Source organism: Polycladidibacter hongkongensis (genome assembly GCF_001561995.1).
GTDB lineage: Bacteria > Pseudomonadota > Alphaproteobacteria > Rhizobiales > Stappiaceae > Pseudovibrio > Pseudovibrio hongkongensis.
In genome coordinates this window covers 12,498-33,905 of sequence record NZ_LLWC01000037.1, presented here as the reverse complement: position 1 = coordinate 33,905, position 21,408 = coordinate 12,498, and the positions used below count along the sequence as shown (strand labels likewise).

Annotated in this window: 29 protein-coding genes; 16 read left to right on the top strand and 13 right to left on the bottom strand. The window is 52.4% G+C overall.

Going from position 1 to position 21,408, the window contains the following annotated elements; genetic code table 11:
• Position 1: 1 nt before the first annotated feature.
• From AYK82_RS17285 to AYK82_RS17250, 8 genes are all read right to left on the bottom strand, one after another.
• Entirely contained in the window at positions 2–394 is a 393-nt protein-coding gene (locus AYK82_RS17285) for a hypothetical protein (protein ID WP_068318981.1), read from the bottom strand.
• Entirely contained in the window at positions 394–1,245 is an 852-nt protein-coding gene (locus AYK82_RS17280) for a hypothetical protein (RefSeq protein ID WP_068318979.1), read from the bottom strand. Before AYK82_RS17280 ends, AYK82_RS17285 begins: the two co-directional genes overlap by 1 nt.
• The gene (locus AYK82_RS17275) at positions 1,245–2,324 is read right to left on the bottom strand and encodes a recombinase RecT (protein WP_068318977.1); all 1,080 of its coding nucleotides are present in this window, start codon (positions 2,322–2,324) and stop codon (positions 1,245–1,247) included. Before AYK82_RS17275 ends, AYK82_RS17280 begins: the two co-directional genes overlap by 1 nt.
• Positions 2,324–3,295, bottom strand: coding sequence for a PD-(D/E)XK nuclease-like domain-containing protein (locus tag AYK82_RS17270; protein ID WP_172795273.1), 972 nt, complete (start codon positions 3,293–3,295; stop codon positions 2,324–2,326). Before AYK82_RS17270 ends, AYK82_RS17275 begins: the two co-directional genes overlap by 1 nt.
• A 134-nt stretch (positions 3,296–3,429) precedes the next feature.
• Positions 3,430–4,491 (bottom strand): coiled-coil domain-containing protein, encoded by a 1,062-nt coding sequence (locus AYK82_RS17265; RefSeq protein WP_156453420.1) that lies wholly within the window; start codon positions 4,489–4,491, stop codon positions 3,430–3,432.
• Positions 4,451–4,684 carry a hypothetical protein gene (locus tag AYK82_RS17260; protein ID WP_068318971.1) on the bottom strand — a complete coding sequence of 78 codons (234 nt, stop codon included), beginning with the start codon at positions 4,682–4,684 and terminating at the stop codon, positions 4,451–4,453. Before AYK82_RS17260 ends, AYK82_RS17265 begins: the two co-directional genes overlap by 41 nt.
• A gap of 129 nt (positions 4,685–4,813) precedes the next feature.
• Positions 4,814–5,176 carry a hypothetical protein gene (locus tag AYK82_RS17255; RefSeq protein ID WP_068318969.1) on the bottom strand — a complete coding sequence of 121 codons (363 nt, stop codon included), beginning with the start codon at positions 5,174–5,176 and terminating at the stop codon, positions 4,814–4,816.
• Positions 5,152–5,439 carry a hypothetical protein gene (locus tag AYK82_RS17250; protein ID WP_068318967.1) on the bottom strand — a complete coding sequence of 96 codons (288 nt, stop codon included), beginning with the start codon at positions 5,437–5,439 and terminating at the stop codon, positions 5,152–5,154. Before AYK82_RS17250 ends, AYK82_RS17255 begins: the two co-directional genes overlap by 25 nt.
• Before the next feature lie 111 nt (positions 5,440–5,550).
• Here AYK82_RS17250 and AYK82_RS17245 point away from each other — a divergent pair, with 111 nt between their 5' ends.
• Positions 5,551–6,372, top strand: coding sequence for a hypothetical protein (locus tag AYK82_RS17245; RefSeq protein WP_068318965.1), 822 nt, complete (start codon positions 5,551–5,553; stop codon positions 6,370–6,372).
• A gap of 4 nt (positions 6,373–6,376) precedes the next feature.
• Entirely contained in the window at positions 6,377–6,850 is a 474-nt protein-coding gene (locus tag AYK82_RS17240; protein ID WP_068318962.1) for a hypothetical protein, read from the top strand.
• Here AYK82_RS17240 and AYK82_RS17235 read toward each other — a convergent pair.
• A complete protein-coding gene (locus AYK82_RS17235; protein ID WP_068318959.1) occupies positions 6,828–7,484 on the bottom strand; it encodes a LexA family transcriptional regulator in 657 nt (218 codons plus the stop codon). The genes AYK82_RS17240 and AYK82_RS17235 overlap by 23 nt on opposite strands.
• 95 nt (positions 7,485–7,579) lie before the next feature.
• Here AYK82_RS17235 and AYK82_RS17230 point away from each other — a divergent pair, with 95 nt between their 5' ends.
• The 7 genes from AYK82_RS17230 to AYK82_RS18070 all read left to right on the top strand — a co-directional run bounded on the left by AYK82_RS17230 (position 7,580) and on the right by AYK82_RS18070 (position 10,804).
• Complete coding sequence (locus tag AYK82_RS17230; protein WP_068318957.1) at positions 7,580–7,774, top strand: helix-turn-helix domain-containing protein; 195 nt, start codon at positions 7,580–7,582, stop codon at positions 7,772–7,774.
• 202 nt (positions 7,775–7,976) lie between these two features.
• On the top strand, positions 7,977–8,462 hold the full coding sequence (locus AYK82_RS17225) for a hypothetical protein (RefSeq protein ID WP_068318956.1): 486 nt from the start codon (positions 7,977–7,979) through the stop codon (positions 8,460–8,462).
• Between the two features lie 45 nt (positions 8,463–8,507).
• A complete protein-coding gene (locus AYK82_RS17220; RefSeq protein ID WP_068318954.1) occupies positions 8,508–8,867 on the top strand; it encodes a hypothetical protein in 360 nt (119 codons plus the stop codon).
• On the top strand, positions 8,868–9,407 hold the full coding sequence (locus tag AYK82_RS17215) for a hypothetical protein (protein ID WP_068318950.1): 540 nt from the start codon (positions 8,868–8,870) through the stop codon (positions 9,405–9,407).
• A complete protein-coding gene (locus AYK82_RS17210) occupies positions 9,404–10,171 on the top strand; it encodes a hypothetical protein (RefSeq protein ID WP_068318947.1) in 768 nt (255 codons plus the stop codon). The genes AYK82_RS17215 and AYK82_RS17210 overlap by 4 nt, the downstream gene beginning before the upstream one ends.
• Positions 10,168–10,605: a hypothetical protein gene (locus tag AYK82_RS17205; RefSeq protein ID WP_068318945.1), complete on the top strand. Its 438-nt coding sequence runs from the start codon at positions 10,168–10,170 to the stop codon at positions 10,603–10,605. Before AYK82_RS17210 ends, AYK82_RS17205 begins: the two co-directional genes overlap by 4 nt.
• 34 nt (positions 10,606–10,639) lie before the next feature.
• Positions 10,640–10,804, top strand: coding sequence for a hypothetical protein (locus tag AYK82_RS18070; protein ID WP_156453419.1), 165 nt, complete (start codon positions 10,640–10,642; stop codon positions 10,802–10,804).
• 2 nt (positions 10,805–10,806) lie between these two features.
• Here the strand turns inward: AYK82_RS18070 and AYK82_RS17200 are convergent, their stop codons facing one another.
• Positions 10,807–11,160, bottom strand: coding sequence for a hypothetical protein (locus AYK82_RS17200; protein ID WP_156453418.1), 354 nt, complete (start codon positions 11,158–11,160; stop codon positions 10,807–10,809).
• Positions 11,157–11,807, bottom strand: a complete 651-nt coding sequence (locus AYK82_RS17195; protein WP_068318941.1) for a BRCT domain-containing protein — start codon at positions 11,805–11,807, stop codon at positions 11,157–11,159. Before AYK82_RS17195 ends, AYK82_RS17200 begins: the two co-directional genes overlap by 4 nt.
• Positions 11,808–11,993: 186 nt before the next feature.
• Between AYK82_RS17195 and AYK82_RS17190 the strand changes: the two genes are divergently transcribed.
• From AYK82_RS17190 to AYK82_RS17180, 3 genes are read left to right on the top strand one after another with little or no spacing between them, the layout of a single operon-like run.
• Positions 11,994–13,040, top strand: coding sequence for a DUF7146 domain-containing protein (locus tag AYK82_RS17190; RefSeq protein ID WP_068318939.1), 1,047 nt, complete (start codon positions 11,994–11,996; stop codon positions 13,038–13,040).
• On the top strand, positions 13,037–14,236 hold the full coding sequence (locus tag AYK82_RS17185) for a DNA cytosine methyltransferase (protein ID WP_068318937.1): 1,200 nt from the start codon (positions 13,037–13,039) through the stop codon (positions 14,234–14,236). Before AYK82_RS17190 ends, AYK82_RS17185 begins: the two co-directional genes overlap by 4 nt.
• Positions 14,233–15,378, top strand: a complete 1,146-nt coding sequence (locus tag AYK82_RS17180) for a DNA-methyltransferase (protein WP_082734024.1) — start codon at positions 14,233–14,235, stop codon at positions 15,376–15,378. Before AYK82_RS17185 ends, AYK82_RS17180 begins: the two co-directional genes overlap by 4 nt.
• An 8-nt stretch (positions 15,379–15,386) precedes the next feature.
• Here AYK82_RS17180 and AYK82_RS17175 read toward each other — a convergent pair whose 3' ends face one another.
• Positions 15,387–16,025, bottom strand: a complete 639-nt coding sequence (locus tag AYK82_RS17175; RefSeq protein ID WP_068318936.1) for a hypothetical protein — start codon at positions 16,023–16,025, stop codon at positions 15,387–15,389.
• A 92-nt stretch (positions 16,026–16,117) separates the two neighbouring features.
• Between AYK82_RS17175 and AYK82_RS17170 the strand changes: the two genes are divergently transcribed.
• The 3 genes from AYK82_RS17170 (at position 16,118) to AYK82_RS17160 (ending at position 18,593) form a co-directional block, all read left to right on the top strand.
• The gene (locus tag AYK82_RS17170; RefSeq protein ID WP_068318934.1) at positions 16,118–17,473 is read left to right on the top strand and encodes a DnaB-like helicase C-terminal domain-containing protein; all 1,356 of its coding nucleotides are present in this window, start codon (positions 16,118–16,120) and stop codon (positions 17,471–17,473) included.
• Positions 17,474–17,833: 360 nt separating this feature from the next.
• A complete protein-coding gene (locus tag AYK82_RS17165; RefSeq protein ID WP_068318932.1) occupies positions 17,834–18,043 on the top strand; it encodes a helix-turn-helix domain-containing protein in 210 nt (69 codons plus the stop codon).
• 16 nt (positions 18,044–18,059) lie between these two features.
• A complete protein-coding gene (locus AYK82_RS17160; protein ID WP_068318931.1) occupies positions 18,060–18,593 on the top strand; it encodes a DUF6362 family protein in 534 nt (177 codons plus the stop codon).
• On the opposite strand, the gene AYK82_RS17155 is transcribed toward AYK82_RS17160, so the two are convergent.
• The gene (locus AYK82_RS17155; RefSeq protein ID WP_068318929.1) at positions 18,590–19,423 is read right to left on the bottom strand and encodes a hypothetical protein; all 834 of its coding nucleotides are present in this window, start codon (positions 19,421–19,423) and stop codon (positions 18,590–18,592) included. The genes AYK82_RS17160 and AYK82_RS17155 overlap by 4 nt on opposite strands.
• Positions 19,424–19,916: 493 nt before the next feature.
• Here AYK82_RS17155 and AYK82_RS17150 point away from each other — a divergent pair, with 493 nt between their 5' ends.
• Complete coding sequence (locus AYK82_RS17150; protein WP_172795272.1) at positions 19,917–21,380, top strand: porin; 1,464 nt, start codon at positions 19,917–19,919, stop codon at positions 21,378–21,380.
• The last annotated feature ends 28 nt before the right edge of the window (positions 21,381–21,408 follow it).

The window sequence follows — 21,408 nt, the reverse complement described above, 5'->3', positions numbered from 1 at the left end:
CTTAACCTCTTGCATTTGTTAGTGCAGTTTCGGCAAGATGATGAGCCGCGGCCTTATACTCCCATCCATGACATGGGGGTGAGTAGGGGTAGGCGTTCACCATACTCTCCAATGCTTCAATCAGCGACTTACGCTGTTCGTTCAGCATTTGGATTGTGTCCTCGTTGTCTCTTATTATGCGGTTTGCTAGAGGGTCTGGTTTTTTATGTGGAGCATCACATCCTGTCGCAAAGACGGGTTTAGGCGTTCCGCCTGCTGCTTCAACTGCGTTTTGAATAAGAAGCCAAGCTTCTGAGGGCATACTTTGCCCATCATCATTTTCAAGGTTCTCAAGAGCCTCAAGCATGGCTGGGGCAGCAGCTAGCAAACGGCTATTGTTTTCTAGTTTACTCATCACGCAACCTCCACGTTTGGGAGTGGTATGGCTGGCAATTCACACCAGTATTTTAGGCGCAACGGACCCTCAGGGTGGTCTGGGTCGTCTTTGTAGGTGGTTCTCCAGTTGCCATCAATTTCTATGTCATGGTCACCGTCAATGCATATGTACGTTTTGGGGCAGAACTCCTGATAATCGCGAACTGAAAAAACATTTTCCCCTTGTATGCCCTCTGCAAATATTGCGATCTCAAGCCGATCTTCTTCTAGTGTTTCGTTCGGGATTGGGGACCCATCTGTGTACTCGCCTGTGGTAAACAGCCACCCGCCATACACAACGAGGAATTCCCGCCCATCACGTGGGGCTGTTTCCATCGGCTGCCATTGTGCTGGTTGAGGAGCGATTGGGGTCGATAGTAATATGAATGAGAAGTAATCCATAAGTTGCTGAAAGTTGTCGATCCCAACGTTAAGCATGAATTTTGAAGTGAATTCAGCAGGGTCTAGTAGCTCTTTGTTTGTGTCGCTGGGTAGTGATGCGCATAAACCCTCACCAGCTGCCCAATCACAAAATAAGGCTGCCTGATTTATGAACTTAAGAGTGTGTGGGGCGAGGTCTGGTGATTGTTGCGATGTAGTTGCATCGCTAAGAGTGACTGACCCGTCTTCAGGATTGACCATTACGGCAACAGCGTCAAACTCACAGCCGTGATTGTAAAAATCATAAGCAGCAGATGCGGCGGCTTCAATTGACAGGTAAAGCGCGGCCATTTGAAGATCATCATCACAAACATACTGCTTGTAGGCTGCTGTTTTGAAATATACCTGCTTATTCTTTTCCCGTAAATTTCTAAGCGCATACATTTTCATCACTTACCTCCCTTCAATTGGCCTATACGCACATCAAGAGCTTGCTTGCAGAGCTTGCTATAGGCTGGGTCACCAAAAGCGCGGATAGAACTTTCATGGGTCTTAAACGCGGTTTTTGCAGCGCTCTCGTTGCCCACCTTTGCAAGCCCCTCCATGATGTCCTTCAGGATTGATTTTTCATCCTCTCCCAAAGATTTGCGGTGCTCAGGGTCTAGCTGTTGCCAGATGAATTTAGCGCCTGCTGACAATGCGCTAGCGGCTTCTTGACCCTGTTTTTGAGAGTGGCCTTGAGACGTTTGCGTCTGTTGCTCTGTATGTTGCGCAACTTCATGAGCCGCTTGACTAATTTCTCCCTCTTCAATTTGCTGTTTTGCATTCGCGGTGTACTCCGCTTGGGTTTCATCTTGCGGGATTAACTCGGCTTCAATCACTTCTTGAGCGGCTGTAAAACCTTCATTTGTTGTTTTAATCTGTTGGGTTTTGCGGGCCTCCAAGCGCTGTTGGAAGCTGCTGGTTTGTGGTTCTGGCACCGCTCTGCGGTCATAGTCCTGTGCCTCTTCGGCTATAGCCAAGCCTTTGAGTACGTCCGCAAAACCATCACGCAGCGCCCATGAGCGGGCACGCATTTGCAGCATGCGGGTAGGGTACTGTTGCCATGGCCCTTTTTTACCTAACAGCTGCGCTGCTTTTGCTTCGTCCATTGAGAAAGATCGTGTTACCGGCTCAGCTTCCCCCTTGCGCTTCACTTCGCAATAGGCGGTGAGCTGGTCACCAGTGCCTTCTTTCCATTCGCGGATGCTTTCGCAAAGACCTGAGCCACGAATAAGGCCAAGAGCGCCGTCACCCCAAATGGACGGTGTGCCGTTGATGACTGCTATAGATTGCAGAGCAACCATAGGTGTCATGCCAACCTCAAGCCCCTGCATGATTGCGATTGTCGCTTTTTCAGGCGTGTCGATAGAGTTTGGGGTCATCTTGGCGGCAACAGCGGCAGAAGCGAGGCGGTAAACTTCATCAAAAGTTTCCGGCACTATGGCGGCTACAGAGCCGCCACTTTTCATTGTTGGCAAATTGGACATTAGGCAACCTCTCCTAAATCTGGCAGGTCGTTGGCTGCAACAAGGTTTTCAATTTTGCGCTCATGCCAAAGGGGCGGCGTCCAAGTCACTGGCAACGTGTGCGCGGTTGGCCACTCGTTTTTTTCTAGGCAATTTGCAAAGATATTTACTGCCCGGCGCAGCTCTCGTCGTCCTTCCGCCAGCTGGTCAGCTGACAGGCTGATAATCCGCACGGTGTAGGGCTGTGAGGTTTGCACGAAAATAAAGTCAAAAGCTTCCAGCTCAATCGCCATGACCTGCCGCATACCCTCGGCCACCAACGCAGCTTGCATGTGGTAGCCAAGGTCGGCTATGCCGTTATGTGCCTTGTCAGCGTCGCGAGTGGTTTTGAGATCAACCGCAGAGTTAGAGCCGGCGGGCAGCAGATCGGGCCGCGCTTTCAGCCAAACTCCGGTGGCATGATCCTGCCAGATTAGCGAGCGCTCAACATCGCCATCCAGCGCCCCCTGCATGACCTCTCCGCACTGTTTCAAGCCGCTGTTGGGGCAATTAACCTGCCAAGGAAGCAGACCAGCCATGCCCTGCAACGTGTGCATTTGGTCAGCTGTTAAAACGCGTTTGCCCGCTTCCAGTTGATCAGCTTTCCAGTCCTTGCAGTAGTTGGCATTGCCGTTCCATTTGGCCTCACCGCGCGCGCCGGGGTAGGTAGCAGGCTGGACAACGAAAAGCTCGCGGAAATTATCCTCTCCGAGGAAAAGTGTGTGGGCCGCTTGGCCGAGGCGAAAATGATCTTTATCCTCCTGTGGCTCTGCCAGAGGGTTTAAATAACTGGTTGCCCAATAGCTTGCGGGGCTGCCATTGCCGATTGCACGCAGACCACTTGAGCTGATTGAAGGGCCTAAGCAAATGTCTGAGTGGTATTTTTCGATAGGCAGGCCCGAGTAAAGCCCTGCGCTGGTGACCTTCATTCCATCCCAATTAATAGTTTCCATATTCATTACCCCGAAGCAGCCGCTAACCAATGGTCAGCGTGGTTGAAAAACTGGCAGGCAATGAATGTTATTGCCGCCCATTTGACGGTGGCGTTGATCGCCACCCAAAAGCCTGTGAACTGCATCAAACCTCGCTAGTAATTGATTGAAATGTTTGGGATGCTGCCTGAAGCAATTGCAATAACGATCTTCTTGGCGCGATCTTCGCCAATGGATGCAGCCTCCATTAATGCAGCGCAGGCGGCGTTATTGACGGTCTTGCGGTGCTCGATATCAGCAGCGCGGGCCTCGGCGGCTTGACGCTCTGCGCGTTCTTCAGCTAAGCGCTTTTCTTCCGCTAAACGCTGCTGCTCAATAAGCTCCTGCCTTTCGCGTTCCGCCTTTGCTTCAGCCTCCCGCTTGGCTTGTTGTGCAGCCCGCGCAGCCGCCTCCGCTTTTTCGCGCTCTATCCGTTCCGCCTCAAGCTTGCGTTGTTCTTCTGCAATCCGAGCTTCTTCAGCCTGGCGGTGGGCGAGCTGCTCTGCTTCATGCTTGGCGCGTTCTTGCGCCGCTACGCGCTCTTGTTCTTCCTTTTGGGCTCGGAGTTCAGCGAGTTCCTTGGCCTGTTGCTCGGATTGGATCGCGGCTTGCAGGTGAGCGGCTAGACTTTGCAGAACTGCTGTTTTTTTAATTTCAGCTGTTTCTGAGAACTCTTGCAGTGCAGAACGGCTCACATCAATCGCGCTGATTTGATCGATGCGACTTTGGATTTGCGCAGAGCTTTCGTTAAAGCCGACACGGCCATCTTGGATCATCCCCTCAATGATCGCCTTGTGAGAGGCAATGCGAGAGGCTTCCTGCTCTTCCCAGTCAGTTAACGGCTTGCGGCGCTGGTCGCGCTGCTGATCTAGGTAGTCGCGCAGCTGCTTGCGCTGCGCATCAATCACAGCGGCTTGTTGCTTAATCGCAGCAACCTTTTCCTTGCCTGCTCCATCAAGCGCGGTCTTGAGAGTGGAGCAGCGGCGGGCGTGGCTGGTAATGGCCTTGCGGCCTTTGTCGGTTGAAAGGTCAGCAACAAAGTTCTCGTTGTCAGCCTCGATCGCCTGCTGAAGGGAGGGGAAATTGACCTCAGGATTATCAAAGTACTGCGCGGGGTTGTCGCGCAGAGTACTTAGGTCAAGCACTGAATTTTGCGTCTTGCTGGTCGTTTGCAACATTTTGGATCTGCTCCAATTCCTGTTGGGTTTTCTCGGCCTTTTCGTAGAAGAGGGCTGCGACTTCTTTCGCGCCGGCAATCTCCCTCGAGAAATCGAGGTCTGGGTTTTCAAGTTGTATTTGTTCCAAGGCCAACGCCTTATCGCGCTGCTTGGCTGCAAGCGCATGCCACTGGGATGACGGGAAAAAACTCACTTTCCAAACCTCCTTTTGGTGGGGCTCAGGCGAGCAATAACGCTCGCCCGGTTTGCCCGGTCGTTCACATGGCTGCCTCCATTAATTGGGAGAGGCTGTTATGGTTTAGGGGTGCACAGTGATTAAGGCTCACGCTGCCTGTTGCAGCAGCGTCGCCGGGGTTTTTGAAGTGTTCTGGTTGCCTGTGAGAGCCGTTTGCAGCTCGTAATCCAGCTGGAAGCGCGCTTGCTGGATCAGTGCGTCCGCCGCAAGCGTCCAGCCCTCATTGATCGCGATGTAAACCCGATCCTGGTAGTTTAGAGTAGGGGCGTGCATAGGGTCTGGCTGTCCGGTGATATCAAGAAAAAGCTTGGGCTCGTCCTCTCCACTTGGATCGATGAGCGCTAGCCAAGACACCTCACCAGCGCTGTAAATCTCATGCAGTCCAATTGTGTGAACATGGGTCACCACCTTGAAGGGGCGGGCGATCATGCTGCCAATTTCGCGTCGCATTCGTAAGCCTCCCAAAATTGCTCATGGATGGACACCTCTGCATAGGCGGAGGCGGTTAAGGCATTCCACAGAACAGCGGCGTCTCCTTTGCTTTTCTCGTTCAACACCAAGAACTTCCCGTCCAGATCAGTGAGGCGGATTTGCTGGATAAACAGGCGCCCTGCTGAGCAGGTGCAGTTAACCAGCGCCTCGACGTCTTCGTGGAGCAGAGCCCCGCCAATGGTCAGCGGGAGATAGGCCTCGATGTCGATTTCAAAACGCATTGTGTAGCCGTTGTATTGTTGTCTGTATGGGGATAATACAAAACGGATTGATATTGTCAAATACAATTTGTATTGTAACGCTGTTTTTTCGTGTCATTTGAGAGGTGAGCTATGTCAGGCTGGATAAAACTCCATCGAAAAATTCTGGAATGGGAATGGTTCACGAGCGTCAATACGTGTCATGTTTTCGTTTATCTGCTCACGCAGGTTAACCGTGATGAGACTACGTTTCAGGGGCGCTCTGTCCCGGCGGGGGCAGGGGTATTTTCTGTTGCCAAAATAGCCGCAAATGCAGGGCTAACTCCAAAGGCTGTTCGTATCGCGCTTCAAAATCTGAAGGCGAGCGGAGACGTGGCAATTAAAACGACAAACAAATATTCAATTATTACAATAGCTAACTGGCAGGAATACCAAGGCGAGGGGCAAGCAAAGGGGCAGTCACAGGGGCAGTCACAGGGGCAACAGAACAAGAAGAGAGAAGAAAGAAGTAAGAAGAAAGAAATAGTATCTTCTAGCGAAGATACACATATGCTGTTTTGCGAAAATGAAAATTTAGGTGATCAGGTTGTCGAGGCGTTTAACGATTATTGCGCGGCGGTGAAGGAGCATAATGCCAGCTGCGAGCCCCTGTACCACCTAGCCCTGCCGACAAAACTATCTTTAAAACGCCGCAGGGCCCTCTCAGCAGCGCTTAAGCTCATTCCGAAGGGGAAGACCTTCCAAGACGTGCTAAGCGCTGTAAGTGCCTCTCCGGGGCTTCTGGGGCACAACGACAGGGGCTGGAAGATTACGATTGATAGTCTTTGCGAAAAGGAGCGTGTTCTGAAGCTCCTAGAGGGGCAGTATCGTGGCTGGGACGAGAGGCGGAAGCCAAAAAGCAATTGGGATGGCGGTGTTGATTTCATCGATCAGGCATTGAAGGATTACGGGTGAGGCTATGACGGAACTGCAAATTACACCGCTCAGAGAAAATGATTATGAAAGGTATTGCAGGGGCTTGGCGCTGCTTAGCGAGGTGCATGCGCCGGGCTTTGTGGGTAGGGCAGAGGCGGAGGTGTCCAAGGAGGATCTGGCGCATTTAATGCGGCTCTCGCGCCAGCTGTCTCGCTTAGCGACGCGTGCAGAGGTGAGCGCCGCCCTGCGCAAACTCTACAGCAATTTTGCTAGCAACAACCCCAGACTGGCGGCGGAGAATATCAGATCCTTGCAGGATTTGCTGATTGCGGACGATATTTGGCTGGGCGCGCTCAAGGAAACTGTCATGCAGTCACTGCGGGAGCTGGAGTTTATGCCGCCTGTGGCAAAGGTCTACAAAATCGCTACAAAATGCCAGAGACGATGCGTCGCTGAACGTGATTTGTTACAGGCGATCGCAAGGCAACGCGCGCTTACCACTCACCCGTTGCGATGATCTTATGCATGGCAAAAATGGCCTCAGAGGGGATGAGTTGGCGCTCCGCATTGTAGCGGCTGAAGACGCGATTATTCCCCTCGGCGCCCTCGTATTTGGCAACCATCCACATGGGGATATCGCTTTCCGGCGCCCGGAACTGGACGTTAACATACTCGCCCGGTTTCGGGATTGGCTTGGGGTTGAGAAACAGCGCTTCGCCCTCGTGATAGCGCGGCTCCATCGATAGGCCGGGCATGTAGAGCGCGTAGGCTCCAGCGATTTCAGCGAGGAAGTTCGGGCAGTTAATCTGATCTACAGGCTCATCAGGAGCCTCGATCTGTCCGTTGCGGCCTGCCTCTCCACTAAAAACTGGTACTGAGGCAGGTGTAAGCAGCTTTGCAGCTTTTGCATGATGCGTCTGGTCTGGCGCACGATCAGAGTGGACAGGCTGGGTGCCAAATGCCAGCCATGCTGGCTGCACGCCAAAAAAACGAGCGTAACGGTCTATGCTAGCGGCGCGTGGGCGGCGCGTATTGTTCTCATGGTGAATGTAGGTCGGCTCTTTTATGCCGAGCGCTGCCGCTGCTGCGCTGGCTGTTTCAAAGCCTGCGCGCTCTCGTGCAATTCTTAGTCGTTCTGCTAGCGTGCTCATAGTAGCACTATGCCCTCTCTTTCAATACATTTGGTATTGACAGGCAATAATCCTAAATGTATTAATTCTAGCCAGACAGAGGAAGGGCGACAGCCATGGATTCTAATCAGGTTAAAAATCTCAGGGAGCGCCTCGGATGGTCTCAGTCCGACATGGCGATGTTTTTGGGCGTTAAGCAGCCCACGGTTTTCCGTATGGAGCAGGGCAGCACTATTAGCGGCCCGACACTAAGGCTTTTGTGCCTCTTGCAAGCACAGGTGGAGCTGACCCACGCCGCCAAGGCGGCTTGAAGAGGGGCGGGTGGTTTCCTCCCGCCGCCTGCCTCTCTCGATTTACATATGCACGAGTTCGCAGAAAAATGCGTAAACAGCGCGGTTTTGGAATTTGGAGGCCACCTGGGGCTAATCGCTCATCCTCCCCGCGCTGTTTACATGATGAATTTAATCTTTGAGCGATGCGTTGTCGCGAGGTCACTTTTTAGAGGGTAGGACCATGAATACAGCTAGGACAAAATCTGAGCAGGTGGATCCGCGCTGGCTCTGCATGCAAGTGAAAAAGCTGATCGGAATATTTGGGGCGGAAGGTACAGGGAGCATTTTGGGGCGCTCGGCGCGTGTTGTGCGCAAAATGTACAATGTAGCCGAGGAGCAAAACCTCACCTTGCGCAATATGGTCGCCCTAGAGCGTGAGAGCGTCGAGATTGGGATGAGGCCAGTATTCTCCATAGCTCATCTGGAAGCCATGGGTTTCGACGTTGAACTATCCAAGAGAGACCCGGAAAAACCGCTATTCGGCCCGGCAACCTGTGCCACAGCGATGATCCCAACCATGTGTGACAGCATGAAAGAGATCGTCCGCAGCGCCGAGGACATGGAAATCTCACCGGCTGAGAACGAACGGATTGAGAAGAACCTCCAACAATTTGAGGAGATGGTTGCGGCTTACCGCGCCAGTTACCGCGCGGCGCAGGACATGTAGTTTTTGCGCTTTTTGTTTAACCAGCTGGCACGAGGAGGCCACCTAATGTCTAGCAACATCGTCCATATCGGCAATGGTGTCGATCAAGGGAAACTAAAATCCGCAGTTGATCGAATTCTTGAAGTTCAGGGTCAGATTGACAGCGAAAAAGCAAAGTACATGAAGCTTTGCAAAGACCTGAAAGAAGATATCAAAGATATCAAGCAGCAAGCCAAAGATGCAGGGATCCCGCCAAAGCAACTCAATGGCATTTTGAAACGCCATGAGCTTTACGGCAAATACGACGCGATCCGCACCGATATGGATGAGGACGATGCCGAGTTGCTGGACCAAATGGAACTATCGCTTGGCTGGGCTGTTGAGCCGGTTGCCAATGATAATACAGAAGCGCCCGAGGCCGCCTAGATGTTGTTGGCGCTGGACCTTGGCACCAAGGCAGGCTGGGCACGATGGGAGCCCGGCCTACCTAAGCCGATAGCCGGAACCGAAATCGTTGATGATAAAGATTTCGGGCGCAGGGCGCGGGATTGGCGCGCTTTTTTAATCCGCAAAATTGAACATTTTAGCGTCGAGAAAGTCGCTTGCGAGCAGTTTCTCACCGGCATGTCTGGCAAGAAAAGCAACTACTCTGCCGAGGTCTGGACGCCGGCCATGCACGTAATAACCCGGGAAGTTTGCGTCACCTGCAACGTCGAATTTCACTACATCCCGATGCAGACATGGCGAAAACATTTTTTAGGCCGAGGGCAAGCGCCAAGGGGCACGCGGAACTCAAGGATTTGGTTCAAAGAGCAGGCGAAGCAGCGCTGCAAGCTGCTGGGCTGGAGCGCAAAGGACGACAACGCAGCCGAGGCCCTTGGAATTCTCGATTACTTCAGAGCCGTAAATAGGCCGGCATATGCGGCTCAAACTACGGACCTATTTAGCGCGGGGGCAGAAAAATGAAGCCTTGGAAGCAGATGAACACTGAGGAGAAAATAGAAGCGCTGGTCGGCGCAAAGCGGCAGGGGCTAACTCAATCCCAATATTGCAGAGCCGCCGGTGTCTCAAACGGGGCAGTTTCTGATTACCTCAGACGGCGGGGCACCCACTATTCACGCCTGCTGTTTGATAGGGGGGAGAGCCGGAGATCGCGGCTCAAAGCGCAGCGATTAACCGCAGCGCAACCGCCTGAGCGGCTAGCATGTACCGAGGGCTATGCGTTTAAAGCCTGGTCCCTCATGAGCGCCCCTGAGAAACTCTGCCGCGCGTTAGAGGCGAGGCTAACGGGTCGGCGGATGGTGACGCTCGCGAGCCAGTGCGAAACGAACGTCTACACAGTAAGTTCTTTCCTGAAAGGCTACGGCCTACGCTGGTCAAAGATCAAGGCGAGCGACGCAGAAAGAGAAGCTTTTAACAGCCTTGCACCCGCAGTGCTTGAGGGTGTTGCTGGCCATTGGCTGGTACATAAAGGGTTATCTCCGGCTGAAGCGTGCGCACTTTACCCAAGCCTAGCCGCGCTCATCACCAGCCTGCATGATGGCAGTGAGGGCGGACAGATGGATAACGCGGCGGAGCAACTTGAAAAAGACTGCCTTTGCCACCTCGCTCTACTCAAGCTGCATCACCCGAACCTTTACCGCGACCCCGCAAAGACCAAGAACCAGATAAGTCAAGGCATCCCGCACCGCTCCAGCGTTGTGACCCATGTGCATCAGGAGGCCGCATGACAGCGCAGCAACTCCTCGCTCAGGTCCAATACCTCCTCCAGCGCACGAAACAGGCAAATGCCACGCTAGAGGAGCGCAACGAGGGATTAAGGGCTGAAAACGAAAACCTCAAGGAGCGCCTTGGCGACCTAATGGACGAGCTGCACCGGACGCGAAAAGAGGTGGGCAATGCCAGCGGAAAAAATCGAGGACACAAGCGACGCGCTCGCCCTTTGCCGGTCATTGGGCATAGTGGCGCTACCCGCCAACAGGCGGAGGAAAACTGGACCAGCCTCACCGCAGCAAACCAACAGCGCAGCGCGGATCCAGCGGATAATCAATCAGCGGGGCAGGGACCATGCTTGGGCGGTGATGTACGCACTCTCGCAGATCGAGAACAGGCCTCGGGGACTGAATTCGTGCCTCATCGGCGCAATCAGCGACCTGCTGCATAGGTATGAGGGCTGGGCAGAACGGCTAGGCGATTTTATGGACGCGCTAGACCGGATCGACCTTGAGGAATTGCAGGCTTTTGCAAAAGCCGCGCCGGGCGTGGACGGGGCCTCGCCTAAAGAGCGCATTTTGATAACAGGCTATCTACAAGTGCTGCTGTGGCCCTTGATGGAGCCACAGGAACAAGGGGTGATGTTGTGATGCTAATCTATCAAACCAATACGCACCGCTTCCTTGCGCAGCATCTCGCAATAGGGGGCCGTATCCTGTTTCTTTGCCGCCTGCTTCACGATCATCTCGTGGGACATGACCAACATGCCAATCGGAACAATCAGCAATTGGGACTGGCCAGCGAATGCTTCTGCCAACAGGGGGCGCACTTTCTCGTTGTTGATCGGTATGTCGCAGCTTTTTTCAAGAGAAAGAACACTGCCCCAGTACGCAAGATCAACCATTCGTGTGTGGAGGTCGGGCAACTCCTCAGCATGCAGCTTTGCTGGCGTGAGCGCCGTCAAAAACACCGCGCAAGCGATCGCCATAAAGCCTCGACAAGTCATAGGATTAGCTCCATTTTTCCAGCAGCGCTCGTGCCTTCAAGCTGGTCAAGCCAATGCTGCTCGGAGATAATTGAAATTGGGAAACCCTTGCTGCGGAATTCGACCCCTTTTTCTATTTTGCGGCCAAATGACGAATGGATCCAAGCATCTGTCGCGTATTCGCCAATCACCAAGTATCTGGTTTTTTGTGCGATGCCGCCAACGGTTCCACCAAGCTCCAAAGTGACCCTTTCGCAGTCCTTACGCTTGCCGGAAACAAAAACACCAGTAAATGTGAAGCGATTTCCTTCAAACTCTATATCTGGCGCAGGCTTGCATAGAGGCAGTGTTGTGGCCTTTAGAAGTTCGCCATCAGAGAAATCGTTACCTGACAATGCATTGAGGGCTTCAAAGAGATCGGCGCGCTCGTCTTCGTCGATCTGCTTATCTGCTAGGGTTTCTTGTAGGCGCTTGTACAGGGTGGCAACAAGTGGATTGTTTACGACATCGACGCTTGCGGCCAGCCATTTGCGTAAGAAAATGATCTCCGCATCTGTCAGAACTCCATCAGCCAGCATTCCTCTCGCCATGCCGATGAGTTCGGTAACCTGCCGATCCTCAAGGCGCCCCTTGCTGAAGTTATTAATCCTATCAATCTTAATAGCCATGCAATCTCACCTTTTGAGATGTGCGTGAGTTCTAAGCCCATAAAGTTAAAGAGAATTCCAAGAGGTTGTTATGCAGTCAAGACAAAGAAAACTCGCAAATAATCATAGTAAAAACAGCAAGGGTCAGCTGATCCGAGTCGTGGGGCTATTGCAACCCCTAAAGCAGTTTTTTGTAGGAGCTTGCAAATGACCACCCTCGATCTCCAATGGCAAGATTACAAGCAGCGGGCACTAGAGGTGCCCCTGCTAGAGGCTGCGCAGACTAGCGGGGCCACCTTGAAACGTTTTGGGCAGGAGCACGTTGGCCCTTGCCCTGCCTGTGGCGGAACAGATCGATTTAGCGTCAACCCCGTCAAGGGCAAATGGAATTGCCGTGGGGCCGGTGGTGGTAACTCACCCATTAATCTGGTGATGCATTGCCAGTCTGTTGATTTCAAAGCAGCCTGTGAAATTCTGACCGGAGAAAAGCCACCTTCAGGGGAAGGAACATGGGACGAGGCGGCGCAGGAGCGGGCGCAAGAGCGCAAGAGGGCTGCGGAAAAAAAGGCTCTAAGGGCGGCAGAAGAACAAGCACAAAAAGAGGCCAATACCACTGAATACGCAGCCAAGCTATGGGGGGAAGCGCAGCCGATAACCGGCACACCGGCTGAGCGCTATTTGCGTGGTCGCGGTCTTCCGCAATTGCTTTGGCCTGAAAGCCTGCGTTATCACCCCGCCTTGCGGTATCCGCAGCTGGGCAAACTGCCGGCGCTTATTTGCCGTGTTGATGACAGTTTTGGAGATCTCACCGGCATCTGGCGCATATTTATTACTCAAGAAGGCCAAAAGGCCGAAGTACCAAGCGCCAAGCTAGGACTGGGACCTGTGTCCGGTGGCGCTGTGCGACTGGGGGAGGCTGTACAAGGGGAGGTTTGCCTCGCAGAGGGCGTAGAGACGGCGCTTGCTGTCTTGGCGCTCACAGGGCGCGTGTGCTGGTCTTGCCTCTCTACATCGGGTTTGCAGAACTTTGACCCTCCCTTGGATATTGAAAGCGTGCGGATTTATGGCGATGGCGATCATCTTTACCAGCGACCAGACGGGAACTGGGCAGAGGCGCCCGGTAAAGCGGCGGCGTTAGCGGCAAAACAGCAACTACTTTCGCGCGGCATCAACGTGCCTGACGTGGTGCTACCAGCTGCTGGGACTGACTGGCTGGATGTCTACAATGCGTTCCAATGGCAGGAGGCGGCATGAGATTTCTATCCGTTTGTTCAGGCATCGAGGCGGCGTCTGTTGCGTGGGAGCCACTTGGCTGGGAAGCGGCGGCTTTTGCGGAAATAGAGCCGTTCCCAAGTGCGGTTCTTGCCCATCATTACCCAAATGTTTCCAATCTGGGCGACATGACGAAATTCAAGGAGTGGCCTGACTTTGGACCAGTTGACCTTATTTGCGGAGTAACGCCCTGCCAAGCCTTTTCAGTTGCGGGATTACGTAGGGGGCTTGCTGACCCAAGGGGAAACCTCGCTCTCACCTTCCTTGCAATCGTTGATCGATACCGGCCTCGATGGGTCCTATGGGAAAACGTCCCCGGTGTCTTGTCATCTAACGGCGGACGGGATTTTGGAGCCCTTCTCGGGGCGCTGGGGCAACTCGGGTACGGGTGGAGTTACAGGGTTCTCGATGCCCAATACTGCCGAGTGGACGGCTACCCTCGTGCCGTTCCGCAGCGGCGCCGGCGTGTGTTCCTTGTCGGATATCTTGGAGACTGGCGCCGTGCCGCAGCGGTTTTATCTGAGCCCCAAAGCGTGCTCGGGAATACTCCGCCGTGCCGACAAGCGGGAAAAAAAACTGCCCCCACGCTTAGCGCGCGCACTCAAGGCGGTGGCGGGCTAGTTCAAACTTTTGACCGCCAGTCTAGCAGCGAATACGGAGAAGAACCAATTGCTAGCACGATGTCTGCGAGAGACTATAAGTCCCCTTCAGACCTAGTTGCCCATACGCTGCTCGCAAAACCGAATAGTTCGCTTGCAGCTGATCTGGAGACGTATGTTTCGCATACGCTAAAAGGTGAGGGCTTTGATGCAAGTGAGGACGGTACCGGTCACGCAGCCGTAGCTTATGATCTAAGAGGCAGAGAGGGAGGCGCGCAGTTTGAGGGGCCTCACCAAACCGCTAATATTCGCGCTGCCTCTGGAGGAAGTAGCCGCTCTTATGTTGCTCATCCTATGGCGGTTCGCCGGCTCACGCCAACCGAATGCGAGAGGTTGATGGGGCTCCCTGACGGCTACACCCAAATCCCGTATCGCGGGAAGCTTGCCGAACTATGTCCGGACGGCCCGCGCTACAAAGCGCTTGGCAACTCCTGGGCGGTTAACGCAGCGCGGTGGGTGGGCATGCGTATTCAACTTGTTGAAGATATTCAGGCTGAACTAAATAGGCGGGCAGCATGAGGCAAGGTGATTTTCGATTATTGATTGGTGATGTGCAGGATCGTTTGCGCGATCTGCCAGACAACGCGGTTGATTGCGTCGTCGTCTCGCCGCCCTACTGGGGCCTGCGTGACTATGGGGTTGAGGGGCAACTGGGACTTGAGGCCACACTACAAGAGCACCTTGATAAGATGGTCGAAGTCTTTGAAGAGGTGAAACGCGTTCTCAAGCCGGAGGGCACGTGCTGGGTGAACTACGGGGACTGCTATGCTGCGCCTCCCTCCGGGCATAAAGCGGATAATTCAGGGCGGGTGCGAACTGGTAAAGATGACCGGACATTTACCCAAAAGCCGTTTTCTACCATTCAAGGGGTGCTGAAACCTAAGGATTTGTGCATGGTGCCCAATCGGCTAGCTATCGCGCTGCAGGAGGCCGGTTGGTGGGTGCGGGCTGAATGTATTTGGGCAAAACCAAACCCGATGCCCGAGAGTGTCCGAGACCGGCCAGCTGTTGCTCATGAGAAAATCTTTCTCCTCACCAAAACCCCACATTATTTCTACGATGCACAGGCGGTCCGGCAACATCGAACCTCTGATGAAGATGCAAATGGGTTTCGTGGCGGCTCCTACACGCAAGGCTCTCCAACCAAGCGGGAGCAAACAGGGGAACAGCGGGTTAAGGATCGAGGCGGTTTGCGGCCGCATGCGGGGTTTAATAAGAGCTGGGACAAAATGTCGAAAGCGGAGCAACAGGCAAATGGCCGAAACCTGCGCAACTATGAGCCCGCCGCGCCCGCTGTTTGGAACATGGCAACTCGCCCCTTTTCTGATGCGCATTTCGCCACCTTTCCACCTGAGCTTGTCGAACGCTGCCTGAAAGCTGGCTGCCCAAAAGGTGGCGTGGTGCTCGATCCATTTGGTGGGGCTGGAACGACGGCACTGGTGGCGCTGCGAATGGGGATGAAGGCAATTTTGATTGAGTTGAACCCTGATTATGCGGAGATCGCGCGCAAGCGGATTGAACGGGACTGGATGGGTCCTGACGAGCGCCGCCGCGACATGGCAAGAGCGGATAGCGATGCGGGGCCATTGTTTAAGGGCACTCACATTAAACAGCTTGAAGATGTGGGGGAGGAATTGGCCGCAGAAAGGCGGGCGGCATGACGGGTGGTTTAAAGCAGGTGGCGATCAACAAACTGGCGGTATTTCTCTTGGGTTTTAAGCTCATTGTTAAAGGAGTGCCCCAGATCATTCATTGTGCTTCTCGCTCTGGAAGCAAGGTGGTTCTGAAACCCATAGGCAAGGTGTTGTTTTTCGGGGCCGTAAGTATTCCTCGTTTTTTGAATATTTTCACAGAGTTCATCAATCCGAATTTTACAATCGGTAAATGTATAATGAGAGGTAAATTTATCAGCGGTAATCTTATCAAGATGCTCTTTGATTTTAAGAATGTTGTTTTCAGCTTTCCTGTAGTCTTGCTCTCTCCATTCTCTCCCCATTTGATCTTCGATGAGGTCAACTGTAGGCGTAATATAACAATTCATAAACTCGACATCGTCCGCATTCAGCAAGCGCTTAGAAAGCTTCTCATTGTAGTAACGGGCTTTTTCAAACCTGTTGTGTTTGTAAATAACCGCAACTGTGATCAAGGCGCCCGCTGCAGCAGCCCAGCCGCTTGTGTCTCCGATCCAGCCTTGGATCACCTCTATGCTAGGCGATATGGCGAGCATAAGCACCCCGATCGTGGATACCAGTCCAGCCAATGCACCAGCCAAAATTGCCTTGGCGTTTCTCTTAAAAAGCACAAGCATCTTCTTCCCCTCAATCCCGCTGAAATTCTTAGCAGAGTCGCAATCGCGCCCGCAATGGTTGTGCGTAGTCGGTGTTTCAATGGAGAGGCAGCATGAACCTGAGTGCAGTTGAGCAGCAAGTGCTTTCCGTCGCGCTGTGTAATCCGGGGCGCTTTTATGAGGCTGCGGAGCTGATTGGTGCAGATCATTTGGCAGAACCAATGTGGCGGGCTGTTTGGCAAGGCCTACAGGCCTCCGCCGCTTCAGGCGCTTTCGATTTGCCGCTCGTAGAGGCCAACAGCCCCTATGAAGGGCAGGAAGACCTGCTTGGGCGCATGTTTGCACTGGCAGCGGCAGGGGGCAGCATCCAGACACCAGTCATCGAACTGGTGCAGCCACTGATAGAGCGGCGCAACAGCCAGCTCATCAGCGAGACCTTGCAAAAAGGGCTGGCCATGCTTGGCAAGCAAACAGACAGCAGGGCAACAGCAGAGGCACTTATTGACGAGCTGCAAAGCATAGCAGCTGAGGCCAGCAAAGCGCGCCCTGTACGGCTGGGGGAGCTGGCAAATGATGCCTTCGCAAGAGCAAATGCACCAGATCAGGAGCGCGGGGCGGTGCTTTCAACCGGGATCGCGGCCCTTGATAAGCTGCTGGGCGGCGGACTTGCAGCGGGGGAGCTGACAGTTCTGGGGGCAGAAGGTGCGGCGGGGAAAACCGCACTTTCGCTGCAACTGGGGCTGCATATTGCAGGCGCGTTTGGCGCGGTTGATTTTCAAAGCATGGAGATGACAGGGCAGCAGGTGGTTGAGCGCTGGCTTGCGGGGCAAACAGGGGTCTCCTCTAGCCACATCCGGCAGGGCGGCTTAGGGGCTGAGGCACTGGAAAAGCTGTATCTGGCAGGGCAAGGGGCGCAGGAGCTGCCTTTCTATGTCACCTCTACCAAGACCAGCATTGAGGAGCTGTTTAATCGCGGCAAGGCCAATAAGAGCCGCTATGGCACCAAGTTGATGATTGTGGATAGCATCAAGGCGACGCAGGTCAAAGATACGCGCCTAAACGCCGATATTGCCCGGCGCTGCGGCCATGTGGTTTCAGAACTGAAAGAGCTGGCAAAGGAGCTGGATTTGCCTGTGCTGGCAATTGGCCATGCTGTGCGCAGCGATAACCCGCCGCTGCAACGTCTGACAAGACGCGGGCTCTATGGCGGCTCAAATATGGAGGACGCGCCGGACAATGTGCTGATCCTGCACCGACCAGAGCCCATATTAGAGCGGAACCGGCCGGAAGATGGCAGCGAGGACTACATGCGCTGGTTGAGCGACTGTGCGACATGGAAGGGGCGGGCACAGATCCACGCGGACAAAGTGCGCATGGGTAAAAGCGGCGAGAAGATCGAGCTGTTTTTCGATGGCCCAACCACGACCTTCAAGGAAGATCGGAGCCATGAAGAGGGGATGATGTTTTAAAAATAAAGGTATTCAGTACCACTTTTTCCTTGACAAAAGGGTACAAGGTACCTATATTTAACTTGTGAAGAGGGCGGAATACCCCGCCCTCAACAACCAGAAAGGAGTAAGGAAATGGATTATGACTTGGCCAGCTTAATCCTGCAGTCGCTTGTAGCGATTGTTTTGATTATCAATGTTATCCGACACTGGTAATCAAACTGCTGGGGGTTACGGTCCCCAGCACCTTACTCCTTAAAGGTGATAATAGAGGCGCAATGATGAAACCTCAACGCAAAAACGCTTTGATCCTTCTGGCACTCTTCGCGGCTTTTGTGGCTGCTTATTACCTGCCGGAATTACTTAAATAGGAATACAGCAATGACCCCCGAGAGCTTTAAAAACTGGCGTAAAGAAAGCGGCTTTAAAAGCAGAACGCAGGCTGCTGAGGCCCTCGGGGTTTCGCCAGAGACCATCAGGCTTTACGAGACTGGCACGAGGCGGGACGACCCATCGCGCAAAGTAGAAATTCCCCTGCATATTGCGCTTGCATGCGCAGCGATTACGGCTGGGCTGGATCCGGCCCCTTGAAACCTTGAGGGCACTTATGACACCACTACAGATCACAGAAGCTGTTATCCTCGATCGCCTCATCGAAGCGCAGGTTGTGATGCGTTATCAGCGGGTGCGTGGGGTAAGGCCGGGCCAGCCTGCAACATTCTGGCCCGAGACAACACCAAGTGAGGCAGAGCAATGGGAGGCAGCTCTTAATGCCTGCGCTAAAAAACTCACTGAGGGGGAAAAGAAGCTGCGTAACCAGCCAAGGCCCGACGCGGCGGCCATTGCGCGCATGGAAGAAACGTGGGGCTGGATGGCGGCGGTAAAGCGGCCCGAAGCCCGTAAGGCATTGGCGGTCATGACGTTTTGCTATGCCTATAAGTTGAGCCTAAGTAAGTTCATTAGTCAAATGGGTATTGCGCGGCAAACCTGCTACAATAGGGTTAATATTGCACTTGAAGATATAATGATAAGTCTATGTAAAGATAGGGTTTATCCTTCCCTAGCTAGTGAAATTCTGGTTGGACAATACCGGCCTAAATCGGGTAGTTATTCTGATAGAATGAGGAAACTTGCGGCTTAGGGGGGGGATACTGCTTTAGCGGCCTTGATAGCGCCATCTAGCTCGCTCGCAAGCTTAGTAAATTCATTAGAATTAAAGAGTCTTTCTAGATGCTCTTTTTCCTTGTCTTTACTAGGAAGTGTCTGCCTACAAATATGAAATTTATACTGACGCTCTAGCATATCCCTGCCACTAATCCTCAGGTCCAGCGGTGTAGCATTGTGCAACAACTGGTGCAGCAGCTGAATTAATAACTCGCAGTGGACAGCTTCAATGAGCTCCTGCTCAGGGTTGAATTCCGGGAAATAGCATTTAACCGAATATATATTGAGGGATCTCCAGTATATCGTCGGAAAAATACTTGTAATCTGCGCAATTAGGTTTGAAACAGCAGCTGCGTCAGGAGAAGGAAATTTTGCGTACTCACAAAGGGCTTCAATAGACGTTTTGGGATACTCAATTCTCTCATAATTTCTTTGACCATAGATATACCAAATATAACGGTCTTCTATTGTGTAAAGGCAGCTCAGTAGCAAATTGATGTCATGGGGGAGCTTACTTAAAATGAAATTTCTTTGTTGGTCTTGTATTGTACGAAACTGTCGCTCTCCTGAGCTGATCGTCCTATACCCCAGAATTGCAAGTGTTAATGTAGCTACTGCAGATAATACCTGAGCAAAAGTTGCCATTGAGACTTCAAAACTCTCAATGCTAAAGAAATTTTTTGTCAAAACCCCGAAGGTCAACAGTACTGTGGACATCCCTAGCAGCGCCAATGCACAGAAGAACAACACAAAAAGCCAGTAAATCAACTTAACAGGCGCGGGACTGTTTTTATATTCTTTAAGCATATTTCCCCTTTGCGTTAAGGCAAGGGGAAGGGAGGTGTGAACCTTCTAACCTCGGGCTAAAGTTTGACGACACCAGCCCGACCGACACCAAACAACTTAATGCCGCCCCTACCGTAACTACTCACGCATAAGTTGAGCAGGGGACTGTTATGGACTGAGAATCTGCTTGGAGTCAAAGCGCTGTAATGAGAAGCCTTGCCTGTTGTTTCTTCAGTGGTCTTCTTGGTAATTATGTATATAGAAAAAAGTTAAAGTAGTAAATTGTATTCAATCATATAAGTAGATGTAGTGGAAGTGCTTAAAAGCACACGCGTGGAAGATGCTTAATAATAGATAACTATAAGTAAAGGTGAATAGCTTTGCGTGATATGCATGGCTATTTTAAGACTTTACTATTTTATCTATTACTTGAGAGGGTCTTTTAGTGAAACCTGAAATACTACTTGCTGCGCCTTTAGCCGCAGTTTCGTTGGTTTCTGCAAATGCAGCGGATTTGCCTGTTGTTGCCGAGCCTGTTGATTATGTTCAAGCTTGTGATGCGTTTGGTGCCGGGTTCTTTAAGCTTCCGGGCAAGGACACTTGCATTAAAGTTGGCGGACGCATTCGTGCAACCGCAACAACTGGTAATCTTTCCAACAGCGGCGAGGGGAAGAACTACAAATACAAGAGCCGAGGCTCTTTGTTCTTGAGTTCGATGACGGAAACCGAATTTGGTTTAATCAAAACCTTTGTCGAAGTTAGAGGAGAGCACAATCAGGCTGCGAAAAGTTGGGTTGGGTTTCAAGATACCTACGTTCAGATCGGCTTTGGCAATGGCCAGTTCACAGCTGGGTACACGGACTCGAAATTCAACGGATTTGTCGGTTTTTCTGAAATTGGCGTTGTCGGGCAAAATTGGTACGATAAAGATGTCCTACAGGCTTCTTACACTCAGTCGTTCGGTAGTGGGCTTAGTGCATCGCTTTCATTGGAAGACTCTAATAAAGCAGGTGGTGCGGATAATAAGGTAGACTTGGTCGCCGCGTTAGAAGCGAACCAGGGCTGGGGCTTTGCCAAGGTTGCTGGTGTTGCTCATCAGAATAAGAACAGCAAAACCGGCTATGCCGTTATTGGTGAGCTTGAATTCGATTTGGCAGAAGTGGCGCCTGGGTTTAAGGTTGGTCTTGGGGCAGCTTACGCGAAAGATGCCGTTGAATATGTCGGCGTCAACAGTAAGGAACTCGCTAAATTTACCGCTGGTGTAGACGAAACCCAGTACCACCAGATGGCTAGGGCGGCGTTTGAGGACATGCCTCAAATCTACAACAAAGAGGCCATCGACGCACTTCGGCTGCTTAATGTGCGCGTCATGGGGCCAGGCAAGCCAATTAAGACACGCCACATAGCAATCGGTGCGGCAACGGAAGCAGAAAAAAAGGCAGCGGAATTGCTGCATATTGATAATAATCATGTGTCAATGAATAGTAATCGCGTTATCAAAGGTTTTGTAAGAGCCCTTGGGCCAAGCGGGGTTTACAACACTGACAGACTACGTGACTATCTTACTATCCTTCGGCTAGCTGATGAATTGGTCGCTGTGTCAAATAAAGCGGCTGCAAACATCAATTCTGCGAAAGCCTATCAATTGTCAGGTGGGGTTAAATTTGCTCTGACTGATGACGTTAGCTTTGCCTTAGATGGATCATACCTAAAGCTAACCCATAGCGGGACAAACACCCAGAAGTACTATGGGGCTAATCCTATACCATATGGTTATGATTTCGATCAGAAAAAGTATGGAGTTAATGGCTCGCTTTCATACGCACCCGTTGATGGCTTGGTTCTGGCGCTTGATGCAGGGTGGGAGAGAACAGACTCTACCGTTAAAGGTCGAATTGATGTGCTCAAAATGGCCTACAAGACCAATACGAAGACCGACAATATAAAGGTCGGGGCGCGAGTCCAGTACACATTTTGATGCTTTGACCTTGTAGTAATACTAATAC